The 13,377-nt window shown below is 62.0% G+C and carries 12 protein-coding genes and 4 pseudogenes; 10 read left to right on the top strand and 6 right to left on the bottom strand.

Translation table 11 applies throughout. The features are described from left to right. Both ACTJKE_RS35970 and ACTJKE_RS35965 read right to left on the bottom strand, forming a co-directional pair. Positions 1 to 188 (bottom strand): annotated as a pseudogene (locus tag ACTJKE_RS35970) (hydrolase); the annotation flags it as partial. Positions 189 to 482: 294 nt separating this feature from the next. Next, a complete protein-coding gene (locus ACTJKE_RS35965) occupies positions 483 to 1,109 on the bottom strand; it encodes a hydrolase (RefSeq protein WP_058330151.1) in 627 nt (208 codons plus the stop codon). 413 nt (positions 1,110 to 1,522) lie between these two features. Between ACTJKE_RS35965 and ACTJKE_RS35960 the strand changes: the two genes are divergently transcribed. From ACTJKE_RS35960 to ACTJKE_RS35915, 10 genes and pseudogenes are all read left to right on the top strand, one after another. Further along, complete coding sequence (locus tag ACTJKE_RS35960; RefSeq protein ID WP_440639739.1) at positions 1,523 to 2,446, top strand: dioxygenase family protein; 924 nt, start codon at positions 1,523 to 1,525, stop codon at positions 2,444 to 2,446. Positions 2,447 to 2,473: 27 nt separating this feature from the next. After that, positions 2,474 to 3,259: an SDR family NAD(P)-dependent oxidoreductase gene (locus tag ACTJKE_RS35955; RefSeq protein WP_058330153.1), complete on the top strand. Its 786-nt coding sequence runs from the start codon at positions 2,474 to 2,476 to the stop codon at positions 3,257 to 3,259. 138 nt (positions 3,260 to 3,397) lie between these two features. After that, on the top strand, positions 3,398 to 4,279 hold the full coding sequence (locus ACTJKE_RS35950) for a 3-keto-5-aminohexanoate cleavage protein (RefSeq protein ID WP_440661868.1): 882 nt from the start codon (positions 3,398 to 3,400) through the stop codon (positions 4,277 to 4,279). A gap of 15 nt (positions 4,280 to 4,294) precedes the next feature. After that, positions 4,295 to 5,317, top strand: coding sequence for a quinone oxidoreductase family protein (locus ACTJKE_RS35945; protein ID WP_440639741.1), 1,023 nt, complete (start codon positions 4,295 to 4,297; stop codon positions 5,315 to 5,317). A gap of 4 nt (positions 5,318 to 5,321) precedes the next feature. Next, positions 5,322 to 5,666: a cupin domain-containing protein gene (locus ACTJKE_RS35940; protein ID WP_113515339.1), complete on the top strand. Its 345-nt coding sequence runs from the start codon at positions 5,322 to 5,324 to the stop codon at positions 5,664 to 5,666. Positions 5,667 to 5,759: 93 nt separating this feature from the next. Further along, entirely contained in the window at positions 5,760 to 7,109 is a 1,350-nt protein-coding gene (locus tag ACTJKE_RS35935; protein ID WP_440661866.1) for a dicarboxylate/amino acid:cation symporter, read from the top strand. 32 nt (positions 7,110 to 7,141) lie between these two features. Beyond that, the gene (locus tag ACTJKE_RS35930; protein ID WP_440661865.1) at positions 7,142 to 7,669 is read left to right on the top strand and encodes a gamma carbonic anhydrase family protein; all 528 of its coding nucleotides are present in this window, start codon (positions 7,142 to 7,144) and stop codon (positions 7,667 to 7,669) included. An 86-nt stretch (positions 7,670 to 7,755) separates the two neighbouring features. After that, positions 7,756 to 8,353, top strand: a pseudogene (locus ACTJKE_RS35925) (CoA transferase subunit A). A gap of 12 nt (positions 8,354 to 8,365) precedes the next feature. Beyond that, positions 8,366 to 9,041: pseudogene (locus ACTJKE_RS35920) on the top strand (3-oxoacid CoA-transferase subunit B). Positions 9,042 to 9,157: 116 nt separating this feature from the next. Continuing rightward, positions 9,158 to 9,484 (top strand): annotated as a pseudogene (locus ACTJKE_RS35915) (NADP-dependent malic enzyme); the annotation flags it as partial. A 104-nt stretch (positions 9,485 to 9,588) separates the two neighbouring features. Here ACTJKE_RS35915 and ACTJKE_RS35910 read toward each other — a convergent pair. From ACTJKE_RS35910 to ACTJKE_RS35895, 4 genes are all read right to left on the bottom strand, one after another. Continuing rightward, positions 9,589 to 10,833: a patatin-like phospholipase family protein gene (locus ACTJKE_RS35910; protein WP_162764843.1), complete on the bottom strand. Its 1,245-nt coding sequence runs from the start codon at positions 10,831 to 10,833 to the stop codon at positions 9,589 to 9,591. A gap of 55 nt (positions 10,834 to 10,888) precedes the next feature. Next, positions 10,889 to 12,055, bottom strand: a complete 1,167-nt coding sequence (locus tag ACTJKE_RS35905; RefSeq protein ID WP_440639748.1) for a low temperature requirement protein A — start codon at positions 12,053 to 12,055, stop codon at positions 10,889 to 10,891. Positions 12,056 to 12,111: 56 nt separating this feature from the next. Then, positions 12,112 to 12,786, bottom strand: coding sequence for a YoaK family protein (locus ACTJKE_RS35900; RefSeq protein WP_440639750.1), 675 nt, complete (start codon positions 12,784 to 12,786; stop codon positions 12,112 to 12,114). Positions 12,787 to 12,984: 198 nt separating this feature from the next. Continuing rightward, positions 12,985 to 13,377 (bottom strand): isochorismatase family protein (locus ACTJKE_RS35895; protein WP_440691397.1); only part of this gene is annotated, 393 nt, incomplete at its 5' end.

Raw genomic sequence — 13,377 nt, 5'->3', positions numbered from 1 at the left:
GACCCGGTCTCGACGGTGGTGATGGTCGTTGGAATGTTGAAGACCTTTGCGGCCTTGGCGAGACCGACAACGTTGTTCTTCAGGACCTGCCGATCGATCGACTGAACACCGAAGGCCATCTGCGGCTGCTGGTCGATGAAGATCAGCTGGCTGTTCTGGGGGGTCAGGACTTCGAGTTTGCTGGACATGGACTTTCTCCTCTTTGAGCTGGTTGGCAAGCGGGGCGTCGGTGCCCGGTCTTGGCCGGTCTGGGGTGAACTTGTTTGGTGAAAACAGGTGTAGCCGACCGGGTTGTGCCGATGAATTGCAATAATGATTTCGATTGAATTGCGTAAAATGAAACAAAGGTTGGGTTGGTGAACCCCGAACTCCGGCAATCGATCTCTCGGATGCCAGGGCGGGCGGGTCGCGGTTGCTCGCTGGTCCTGGCCCTTGGATGCCGGGGCAAGTCCAGCGAGGCACCCGCGCAACGTCCCATCTGATCAAACCGGGTGAATCATGTCACGCGCATAGGCAAGTCCGATCCCGTATCCGCCCGCATGCGCTTCTACGATCGCCCGGGCACCATCGTAGGTCTCCTTGCGCGTCCAGTCCCGCTGAAGCTCGAGGAGAAGCTGCAGCCAGGACGTCATCGTCGCGCCTGCCTTCTCCATCCTTCGCAGCGCAAGGGCGTGGCTCTCCGCGGTGATGCCGCCGCATGTGTCGGCTACGACGAAGACCTCATAACCATCAGCAAGCGCGGAAAGCACGGGGAAGGAGACGCATGCTTCGGTCAAGAGACCGGAGACGACGAGCTTGCGGCGGCCGGTTTTGGCAACCGCGTCACGGACGCCGTCGTCCTCCCAGGCATTCATGTTGTGCCGCTCGATCACTGGAACGTCCGGGATGACGCTCCTGATCATCGGCATCAGGGGGCCGCTATAGACCTTGGATGCGGAGGTCGACACGACGATCGGCAGGTTGAAAACGCGCGCAGTTTTGGCGAGGGCCACTGTGTTTCCGACCAGCAACTGGCGATCGCCGGATCCCACGCCGAAGGCGAGTCCAGCCTGCTGGTCGATGATCAGGAGCAATGGCTCGTCGGGTGTCAGAAGCGGAAGGGGCGTCATTTCTTTTACTCCAAGGAATAGCTGACAGCTGGAAAAGATAGTGCTCCGACTTGCCGGCGGCTTGAATGTAAAGGCGGCATTTTGCCGAAAGCACTTGGATTTGCTCGGCTGTGACCGCGTTCGTCGACGCACGCCCACGCGATCAGGCGCGTGGCCGCTTCCCGCTTCGCTGCGCAAGATCAAACCCGCACTTCGCGCGTGGTCTTTGGGGCGAGCCACGTCTTGCCCCGGCGATGTGGCTAGCGCTGTCCCCGCGATGGCCTTGGCGTGCGCCGCGTGCAAGCGAATCCGTGTCTTCACGGGAAGCAAACCTCTGTTTGAGTCCCCGATAAAAGCACTCCTTCATGCTCTTGACATTGTGCAATCGATTGCGTTAAAAGACATGCAATCGATTGCATAGTTGGAGAGATCCCATGGACGCAGCAGAGACGAAGGCTAGGCCCACCCACGTTATCGAAAATCAGGCGGAGGTGACGGGAGTGGTGCTCGACGCGATGTCGCGAGCGACCAACGTCCGCCTCAGGGAAATCATGGAATCGCTCGTCAAGCATCTGCATGCCTTCGCCCGCGAAGTTCGCCTCAGCGAGGATGAATTCGAGCAGGGGATCGATTTCCTCAACCGGATAGGGCAGGCGACCAACGACGCTCACAATGAGGGCGTGCTGTTCTCCGATGCGCTCGGCTTTTCCACCCTGGTCTGCCTGCTGAACAACGGCCAGAACGGCGCCACGGAAACTGCCGCGGCGTTGCTCGGGCCCTTCTGGCGGATGCATTCGCCGTCGACCGAAAACGGTGGTTCGATCATCCGCTCGCAGACGCCCGGCCCGGCCCTCTTCGCTGAATGCCGCATCACCGATCCCGACGGCAAGCCGATCGAAGGCGTCGAGATCGACGTCTGGCAGGCGTCTCCGGCCGGCCTTTACGAGAACCAGGACCCGGACCAGTCAAACATGAACCTGCGCGGCAAATTCCGGACCGATGCGCAGGGTCGCATTTCTTTCCGCTCGGTGAAGCCCGCGGGCTATCCGGTGCCGACCGACGGGCCGGTGGGCGAGTTGCTGCGCGCGCAACTCCGCCATCCCTACCGCCCGGCGCACCTGCATTTCCTCTGCTTCAAGCCGGGCTACAAAACCCTCATCACCCAGATATTCGTCGATGACGACGAGCATCTGGAAAGCGATGTGGTGTTCGGCGTCACCCGCCACCTGATCGGCGATTTCACGCAAGGCGCCGGCGCGCCGCCGGCTGCCGATGTGACCGGCGCCTGGTACCGGCTTGCCTATGAATTCGTGATGGAACGCGGCGAAGCCAAGCTTCCGGCTCCGCCGATCCGCTGACCCCAACATAAAAAACGGATGTATCTCATGTCGAACACAGAACAGCTGAAACGCGAAACCTATCCCCGTTCGCTCGAAGACAAGGTTGCACTCGTCGTCGGTGGCGCCGGCGCTATCGGCGCCGCAACCAGCCGCATGCTCGCAGCGGCAGGAGCGACGATCGTCGTCACGCATATGGACACGGAGCGTGATGCGCTGGCGGCCGAAGCGTTGATCAAGGAACTCGGCGCGCCTCATGCCGCCTATGTGGCGAATGTCGTCGACACCGCTTCGCTCATCGCGCTTCGCACGACGCTTGAACACAAACACGGCCGCCTCGACATCCTGGTCAATGCCGCTGGTTTCACCAAGCCCGTCCCGCATGCCGACCTCGATGGGCTCACCGACGAACTCATCGACCTCATGTTGCAAGTCAACTGGCGCGGCCAGTTCGCGACCGTCCGTACCTTTGCGCCGCTGCTGAAGGCATCTGGCGACGGACTGGTCGTGTCGATCTCCTCGATCGCCTCCTTCACCGCTGTCGGTTCATCCATCGCCTATTGTGCGGCGAAGGCCGGCATCGACGTCATGACCAAGGCTTTGGCGCGGGCGCTTGCGCCGGAAATCCGGGTGCTGGCGGTCTCGCCGGGCGTCGTCGATACCGAATTTGTTCCGGGCCGCGGCGCCGACTTTAACGACAAGGTCAAGGCCTCGACGCCGCTGAAGCGCATCGGCACCGCCGAAGACATTGCCGCGGCGATCACCGCCTGCGCCACCATGCTCCGCTACTCTACCGGGCATATCATCCAAGTCGACGGAGGCCGGGCGCTCTAGAGCGCCGTGCGTTCAGACAAACGCACAAAGGACGCTCTAGCACTTTGATTCTAGAGCATCTTTCCGCTTCGAGTGATTCCACTTGAGAGCGGGATGCTCTAGCCAGGTAAACGGGAGGAAACCATAACACGCGCACCGCTGTCGAAAGTGTTCATCACCTGCGCGATCACCGGCAATATTACCCAGCCGGAGCAGACGCCGCATTTGCCGATCACTCCAAAACAGATTGCCGATTCCGCGCTGGAAACGGCAGATGCCGGGGCGGCTATCGCCCATATCCATGTCCGCGATCCCAAGACCGGGCGGCCGTCGATGGAACTCGATCTTTACCGCGAGGTGCTCGATCGCATCCGTGCGAAGAATTCCGAGCTGATCATCAACCTGACAACGGGGCCGGGCGGCCGCTTCGAACCGTCAGAGCATGATCCGAAGATCGCGGGCGAGGGCACGACGCTGATGGTGCCGGAGCGCCGCGTCGAGCATGTCGTCGCGCTGAAACCCGATATCTGCACGCTCGATCTCAACACTATGAATTCGGGCGGACAGGTGGTCATCAACACGCCGGCCAATATCCGCCGCATGGCGAAGGTGATCGCTGACGCCGGCGTCAAGCCAGAGATCGAGTTGTTCGATTCCGGCGATATCGCCCTGCTTCATGACCTGATCGCCGACGGCACGTTCAACGGCCCGCTCCTGACTTCCTTCGTGATGGGCGTGAAGTACGGCTTCCAGCCGTCGCCGGAGACCGTACTCTATGCCCGCGGGCTGCTGCCGGCCGATGCCGCCTTCACCGCCATCGGCATCGGCCGCTCGGCCTTCCAGATGGTCGCCCAGTCCTATCTGGCCGGTGGCAATGTCCGGGTCGGGCTCGAGGACGCCGTCTATATCGAACGCGGCGTGCTTGCGCCCTCCAATGCGGCCCTCGTCGAGAAAGCGCGCCGCATCGCCGAAGATCTGGGGGCCCAGATCGCCAATCCATCCGAAGCGCGCCGCATTCTCGGCTTGCGCGAAGCTGCGTGACAGGAGGCCTTGATGATGAACAACGAAGATTTGAACATTGAAGCGGCAACGACGGTGCGGGGCCTGCGTCTCCATGCCAAGGCGCCGAGCTACGACGCGATCGAGCTCCCCATCGAGACGCATCCGCTTCGGCCTCTTCGGCCAGGCGAGGTGCTCGTCGAAATCCATGCGGCGGCCGTCAATCCCTCCGATGCCAAGGCGGCAACGGGCCTGATGCCCTATGCGGTGTTTCCGCGAACGCCTGGCCGCGATTTCGCGGGCCAGGTGGTGGCGGGCCCCCAGGACCTGATTGGAAAACGTGTCTTCGGTTCGTCCGGTGACCTCGGCATCCGGCAGAACGGTTCGCAGGCGAGCCACATGATCGTCGAGGCCGACGCCGTCGTCGAGGTTCCCGATGGCATCGACATCAAGGCGGCCGCAGGCATCGGCGTGCCCTTCGTCACGGCCTGGCAGGGTCTGCAACGGGCCGGATTGCCCGCAGCCGGCGAGACCGTGCTCATTCTCGGCCTCAACGGCAAGGTGGGGCAGGCGGCGGCCCAGATCGCAACCTGGCGAGGCGCGCGCGTCATCGGCGTCGTGCGCCGGGACGAGGCCTATCAGGGGCACGCCAATGCGCCGATCGAGGTCATTGCCGCCGACAAGACGGATGTGCCGGCGCGGGTTCGTGAACTGACGGACGGCAAGGGCGCCGATATCGTCTACAACACGGTCGGCGACCCGTTCTACGAGATCGGCCAGAAGTCGCTTGCCGTGCGGGGTCGGGCGATCTTCATCTCGGCGATCGACCGTTTCGTCAACTTTGACTTGCTTGCCTTCTACAAGGGGCAGCACACCTATGTCGGCATCGACACGATTTCGCTGAACTCGGTCGAGACGGGCGCGATCCTCAAACAAATGGCGCCGGGCTTTGCCGCCGGCAAGCTCAAGCCGTTTCCCATCTTAGAAACCGCGATCTATTCGTTCGAAAACGCTCACGAGGCCTATCAGGCCGTCATGGCGTCCTCGCGCGACCGCATCGTGCTCGTTCCGGGAGCGTGAGGCCGTGCACCTCGTCAAGTTCACGGACGCTCCGCCCTACCAGGCGCCGGGCCACGACAAGATGAGGATGGTTCGCCTGCAGGGTCTCGAGGCCAGGCCGTCCGATACGGCCTGGCTCGGAGTGTCGACGCTGGAGCCAGGCGGCGGCACGACCCTTAGCAGTTCGCCCGTCGAAAAACTTTACGTCGTTCTCGACGGCAAGGTCACGGTTTCGAACGGCAACGAGGAGGTCGTTCTGGAGCCATGGGATTCCTGCCGCATTGCACCGGCGGAAGGCCGGAAGCTCTATAATGCGACGGACCGGCCGGCAACGATCCTCTTGGTGATGCCGACGACCCAGCCGCCGTAAGGCAAGCGGCCGCTATCTCGAAATTTCGATGCCAGTTCACGTGACGGGTTGCCCGTCGCGGCAATCCTGCTCGTTCCGAAGGGAGGACCTTTCATGACGCATGCTTCCGCCACGCCAAAGCCGCGCAAGCCTTGGTATCAGATACTCTACATACAGGTTTTGATCAGCATCGCGATCGCGATCGTCTTCGGTCACTTCTGGCCCGAAACGGCCATCGAAATGAAGCCCCTCGGGGACACCTTCATCAAATTGATCAAGATGGTGATCGCGCTCGTCATCTTCTGTACGGTGGTCTCGGGCATTGCGGGCATGAACGACCTGAAGAAGGTCGGCCGTGTCGGCGGCAAGGCCCTTCTCTATTTCGAGGTCGTCTCGACTCTGGCGCTCGCCATCGGCATGGTGATCGGTAACGTGCTCACGCCGGGCGCCGGCTTCAACGCGGACCCCGCCACCCTCGATACCGACGCCGTCAATGTCTATGCCGGCAAGGCGGCGGAGCAATCCGTCACCGAATTCCTCATGAACATCGTGCCGAAGACCGTGGTCGACGCCTTCGCGCAGGGCGATATCCTGCCCGTTGTGCTGATCTCGGTTCTGTTCGGCTATGTCCTGTCGCATCTCGGCGATCGCGCCAAGCCGATCCGTGATGTCATCGAGGCCGGTTCGCATCTCGTGTTCGGTGCGATCAACGCGATCATGCGCCTCGCCCCCATCGGCGCGTTCGGCGCCATGGCCTTCACCATCGGCAAATACGGCGTGTCGTCGCTCGGACCGCTCGCCTTCCTGATCGGCACCTTCTATCTCACCAGCATCATCTTCGTGCTTGGTGTCCTCGGTCTGATCGCATGGTGGACCGGGTTCAGCATCCTCAAATTCCTGGCCTATATCAAGGAAGAGATCCTAATCGTGCTCGGCACCTCGTCGTCCGACTCAGCGCTGCCGAGCCTCATGGAAAAGTTGACGAATGCCGGTGTGGCCAAACCCGTCGTCGGTCTGGTCGTGCCGACAGGTTACGTATTCAACACCGACGGGTCGTCCATCTACATGACGCTCGCAGCCCTGTTTGTCGCTCAGGCGACCAATACGGACCTTTCTCTCAGTCAGCAGTTGGCAATCTTCGGGGTCGCCATGTTCACCTCCAAGGGTGCATCGGGCGTCACCGGCGCTTCGTTCATCGCCCTTGTCGGCACGCTTTCGGTGGTGCCGGCGATCCCGGTGGCCGGCATGGCGCTCATCCTCGGCATCGATCGCTTCATGAGCGAGGCACGCGCCCTCGTCAACATGATCGGTAATGGCGTTGCGGCGATCGTCATGGCGAAGTGGGAGGGCGAACTCGATGAGGCCCGTCTCCAGGCGGCGCTCGCCGGCAGTCCGCTCGCCGATACCGAGGCCGTCGACGACCTGGATGTCATTGCGACCCCGGAACTCGCCTCGAAGATCTGACGGCGGTGGGGNAGTTACCATGGGAGTGTGAAATGGCCCTTTACGATCTCGAAGACCGCAAGCCGGTGCTGGATGAAGACTTCGGATGGATCGCGCCGGATGCTCAGGTCATCGGCAGGATCCGCATCCGAAAGGACGCCAGTGTGTGGTTCGGCGCGGTCCTGCGCGGCGACAACGAACTGATCGACGTCGGCGCCCGCAGCAATGTGCAGGACGGCGCGATCCTCCATACCGATCCGGGGTTTCCCCTGGTGATCGGCGAGGACTGCACCATCGGCCATGGCGTCATCCTGCATGGCTGCACGATCGGAAACAGCTCGCTCATCGGCATGGGGGCGATCGTCATGAACGGCGCTGAGATCGGGGAAGGCTCGCTCGTCGGGGCGGGCGCCATGGTCACGGAAGGCAAGTCGTTCCCGCCCGGCTCGATGATCCTCGGCTCGCCGGCAAAGCTGGTGAAGACGCTTTCGGCCGAGGAATCCGAGCGTCTCAAGGCATCGGCTGGGCGCTACGTCCGCAACGCGATCCGGTATCGCGACCATCTCGCCTCAAACGGCTAGCGGCAGCGCCGCGCATCGACAAGGGAGTACACCCGTGAAGAAGGTAATGAGCAGCGCGACCGAGGCCTTGGCCGGTCGCCTCAAGAATCGCGGAAGCCCTGATCCTGGCGATCCGCGAATCCGGTGTGACCGGCCTGACCGTGATTTCCAACAATGCCGGCGTCGACGGGATCGGTCTCGGCGTCCTCCTCGACTCGCGCCAGATCCGTAAGATGGTCTCGTCCTATGTCGGCGAGCACAAGACCTTTGCACAGCAGTACCTGTCGGGCGAACTCGAACTTGAGTTCACCCCGCGGGGGACGCTTGCGGAGCGCATCCGCGCCGGCATCCCGGCCTTCTACACGCGCACCGGGGTCGGCACTACAGACGGCAAGGAGACCCGCAAATTCGGCGGCGAAACCTAGTCATGGAAAAGGGGCTGCGCGGTGATCTCGCCATCGTACATGCCTGGCAGGGCGATAGTGAAGGGACCTGATCTATCGCTACACGGCCCGCAACTTCAACCCGATGATGGCCACCGCGGCAGACTTCACGGTCGCTGAGGTCGAGCAACTTGTGGCGGCTGGCGACCTGAACCCCGACGGGATCCATACCCCCGGCATCTATGTCGGCCGCGTCGTGCACGTCGCCAATCCCGAAAAACGCATCGAACAACGCACGACCAGACCGAGGACTGCGGCTTAGGAGGACTGACCGATGGCATGGAATCGCGATCAGATGGCGGCGCGCGCCGCTAAAGAACTGCAGGACGGTTTCTACGTCAATCTCGGCATCGGCATTCCCACGCTGGTCGCCAATCACATCGCACCCGGCCTGAGCGTGCAACTGCAATCCGAGAACGGAATGCTCGGCATGGGGCTGTTCCCCTTTCGAGGGCGATGAGGACGGCGACCTGATTAACGCCGGCAAGCAGACCATCACCGCGCTGCCGACGACCAGCCTCTTCTCGTCTGCCGACAGCTTCGCCATGATCCGCGACGGGCATATCGACATCTCTATCCTCGGCGCCATGGAGGTGGCGGCCAATGGCGATCTCGCCAACTGGATGATCCCGGGCAAGATGGTCAAGGGCATGGGTGGAGCGATGGACCTGGTGGCCGGCGTCAAGCGCGTCGTGGTGGTTATGGAGCATGTCGCAAAGGACAAGACGGGCTCCATTCAACCAAAGCTGGTTCCGCATTGTTCGCTGCCCCTGACGGGCAAGGGCGTGGTCGGTCTCATCATTACGGACCTCGGCGTCTTCAAGCCGCTGCGCGGCGATGCCGCTGCATTCGAGGTTCTTGAACTTGCCGATGCCGTGATGATCGAAGACGTCAGAGCCACCACCGGCACTGAGATCGTCGTTTCATCGCGGCTCGCCGTGAGCGCCTGACCCGCGCTTGAACTTGCCGGTGTGCAACCGCGACTGCTGCCGCGGTTTACCAACTTCAAGCATCGCTAGCGGCAGTCGCTGCCGATCGTATTCATATTGCCGAAGGGAACGAACTGATGTCGTCGAAAAGAACCCACTCCGCAGCCTCGGTAACCGCCGCCGAGGCGCTTGAGTTTCATGCGATGGGGCGTCCCGGCAAATTCGAGATCACGCCGACCAAACCGATGGCGACGCAGCGGGACCTTTCATTGGCCGAGCCCGTCAAGGCGATAGCGGAAGACCCATCCCGCGCCTTCGATTACACGACGCGCGGCAACATGGTGGCCGTGATTTCCAACGGTACGGCCATTCTCGGCCTCGGAAACCTCGGGGCGCTCGCATCAAAGCCTGTGGTGGAGGGCAGATCGTCCCGCTCAAGGCGCGCGATTCCGACATCGTCAATTTGGCGGCGATCGCCGCCTTTGGAACCGACGGCAGCTGAGCAGATATCGGCGGCTGCAGCCATGAGCGCTGCAGCCCGTGATCCGGCTGCAGGCGTTGACGAACGTCAGCCAGGATTGCGCTGCTCGGCCGCCTGCACCGGCGTAAGCGGGGGCTGCTTGCGCCACCGCCCAAGACGGCCTTCGTCGTGACCGGCGGCAAAGAGCTGTTGCATGTAGTTTCGATCAAATTCGCTTTTCGGGCTCCGTGTGAACTGATCCGGGATCGATGCGTAATAAAGCTGACCTCGGGCGGCCGTCGTCTGAATCTGCAGGCGCATCAGATCGGAAATTGCCTGATACTTGATCAACGTTTCGATAGAACGGCGGGCGATACCGAGCGCTGTTTCTTCTGCCGTTGCGTACTCGGGCGTCAATCGCCCGTTGCGGATGAGATAGAGTGTTCGCGAGCGGGCATGACCAAAGTAGCGCCTCTCATATCCGGAGAGCTCTATATTGGGAGGGGCGAAGAAGAGCTGCGCCACCGTCCCGCCGTCGACATGCAATTCCTGTCTGGCTTGACCGTCCAGCCTTACATCGATCCGAACCGGTGGGAACACCGCAGGTATGGCCGCAGACGCCAACAGGATGTCGATCATGTGCTCTCGACGATCGGCGCGCGCGCTGGCCGCGATCGCGGACAGGTCCCAGACAACAGGACGCTGGGCATCAATGTTGGTGGTTTGGACCAGCAAACGCCGGCCGATGCGGTACTGCGCCGCAATTTCTGCGACCATTTCTTCGGTGAGATAGCGACCGATCAATTGCCGCAACGGCCCATTATCGTAGAGACCACGGCCCATCACGCCGAACAGGCCGAGATTTCTATAGATATCGCGGTCACCATACTGCGTGAAAACTTCGCGCAATTCCCGGTCGTGGGACGGCCCAAGGAAGGCAAACGGAGCCGCCAAAGCGCCTGTGCTGACGCCAGTCACGACCTCGAATTGCGGTCGATTGCCCCTCTCGCTCCAGCCCGTCAGGTATCCGGCGGCAAAAGCGCCGTCGGCGCCTCCGCCCGAAATGGCAAGAAAGTCGACATGATTGACGGCGGTGGACGGGCGACGCCCTGAGCGAGCCGCATCGTGTGTCTGCGTGTACTGTTGCGCTATGAGCGAACGTAGAGTGGGCGTGACCTCGTCTCCCCAGAAGCGGGCAAGGTCCACCTGTTCGATTTGCACAGCCGAAGCCTGTTCTGCCGGAACCGAGATACGCGGCCCGGCGACACATGCCGTCAGTAGACCGGATGCAAAAAGGAGCGGCATGATTGAGGATCGAAATCCGTGAATGCGCGTAAAAATGGTCGCTGACAACGACATCGCCCTCCAATCCCCCATCCTTTTTCTCCACCCTTTCCTTGCGCCGATTTCAGTCGTGTTCGCCGCCCGCATGCAGGCTTACCGGATATAGTCGGCGACGTATCGTTACGGTGATCGCCAGCAACATTGCGATCAATTCCAGAGCATGGGAGGCGAACGCGCTGCTTGCGAGCACGAGCGCTGCCATGATCAAGAGAAGCCAGTGCATCGAGCCATGTTTGGACGCCCGGTCGCGAACCAGCCAGAGGGCGGTCAGGTACATCGCGATCGGTATGCAAAAGGCGAGAGCGGCAAGCTGTTGCGAAACGGTCCCGTCGCGGGCGACGCTCAGAAACACCGCAAAACCGGCGGCCGTCGCCGCCCCAGCCGCGAAAAGCACACAATGTCCGTAGGCCCAGGTCAGAACGGTGCCAAGTTTGCGGCTGAGCAGCTGTTCGTTGCGGTCAAAGTATAGTCCCCACATCGAAAACGCGATGATGGAGCACAGGGCCGCCCACCAGAAGTGCCTTAATTCTGGGGTCGCCGGATCCGAGACAATCAAGGCGATGGCGGCAAAACATTCACCAAGGACGATGATGTTGAACGAGTTGTAGCGATCGATGATGTGACCATGATGCCAGTTGCTGGCGGTCCCGCGCTCGGCCAGCAACGGTACGGCCAGCTCGCCAGCGGCACCGAGCGCAAAGAGCGGAAAGTAAAGCGGCGCTTCAGGGGAAAGTGTGATGATCAGGGTGTTCCAGTAGACCTGCATGCCGCCGATCCCGGCCGCGTAGCGCAGGGCCGCCGGGCGGGCATGCCGATCCCCGTTCGCCGCGCCGAGCCAAAGGGCGATCATGCCCAGTCGCATGATGCTGAAACCGATGAGGACGAGCCAATGCGGCTCATCGCCGAGGCCGCTCCGGATCCCTCCGGCAAGGGTAAGCGATCCGAACATGATGACCATCGTCACCACACGGAAGGCGGCCGACTTGTTGTCATAGCCCGAGGCGAACCATGTGTAGTTCGCCCAGGCCAGCCAGGCCATGAAAAAGCTGCACGCAAACCGGACGCCGCCGAGCCCGAATTCGCCGGTTTCGATGTCATGCGCCAGTCCATGGGCGGCGGCGGCCACCGCCACGACGGTGGCCAGATCGAACATCAGTTCGAGGGAGGTCGAGCCGCGGTTGACCTCGTTACGATCGCGCGGGGGCAGGCTGAAAGCGGCTATCGCGGACAAGGCTGGCCTCCCTTCGAGATCACGCTTGGCGGCGGCAAAACGACGGCGGCCATCGTTCAGCCCGGCTTCTTCGTGTCTTGCGGTGAATAGAAAAGGCCGACCAGGAGCAGCAAGAGAGCCGGGAAGAGCATTCCCGCAACGCCCACCGTGACTTGCGCAAACGCTCCGCCAGCACACCCCATCACAAAGCCGAGCACGAGGCTGATCGACGTCAGCGACTGCCCCCACTCTTCCGGCTTCTCGGTGTAGCCGATGACGCGACGGGCAGCAGCGACTGCGAGGCCGGCAATGTTGCCCGTCATGAGCGAAAACGGTGGGCCGAGCCTTGGGTCGAGACGCTCGATCGCCGTCAGCATCCCCATCGCGACGACGGCGAGAAGGGCGCATGCGGATACTGGCCCGGCATCGAAGATCGCAAGAAGGGCGGCCGTTGCAAACGCGGCCGCGGCGATGATGAGCGTCCAGAATGTCGCGCGCTCGAGAGGCTTGATCCAGGCGACGAGGATGGCGGCCAGGCCCGCGCCCACCATGAAGAGCGGGAAGGTCATGATCTGAAGATCGCGCAGGCCGCCTTTTTCATGACCGGCCAGTCCGAGCCCGAGGAGCACGACATTGCCCGTAACCAGCCCGACGAAAAGGCCGCCCAAGTGAATGAAGAAGAGTGCGTCAGCGAACCCGGAAATGAACGCCAGTGCCAGTGAATTGCTTTTCCCGCGAAGTATGTTCAGCATCGTATGCCGCTACCCCCTATTGTTTGAGCCCTAGCGACATTCTCGATTGTAGCGATAACGAAACCGTCGACGCTGGTGTCACCTGGCATGGCGTGAAGCGAGCTCTGATCCCGCGGTGCGCCCATGAAAACGAGTCTTGACAGGGCGATGCGGGTCCCCTGGTCCGTCTGGGCGACAAACCAGGGGATCCAGTGATGCTCACTTTGCCGGGTTGGGGCCGATCGTCCTGCCGTGGCTGACGCGTTCGTCACCCTTGTGAACCATGGTGACGGCGTAATCGATGCCCATGCCGTAGGCGCCGGAATGCTCCTTCACCAGTGCGGTGACGGCATTGTAGGTTTCCTTGCGGGCCCAGTCGCGTTGCCATTCGAGCAGGACCTGCTGCCAGGTCACCGGGATAACGCCGGCCTGGACCATGCGGTCCATGGCGTATTTGTGCGCATCGGCCGAGGTGCCGCCGGAGGCGTCGGCAACCATGTAGATCTCGTAGTCGGTGTCATGCATGCACGACAGCGCGAAGGTGGTGTTGCAGACTTCGGTCCACAGCCCCGAGACGACGATTTTCTTGCGGCCGTTGGCGGCATTTTTGGC

It is taken from the genome of Ensifer sp. 22521 (genome assembly GCF_052044795.1).
Taxonomy (GTDB): domain Bacteria; phylum Pseudomonadota; class Alphaproteobacteria; order Rhizobiales; family Rhizobiaceae; genus Ensifer.
This window is presented reverse-complemented; position numbering and strand designations above follow the sequence as displayed.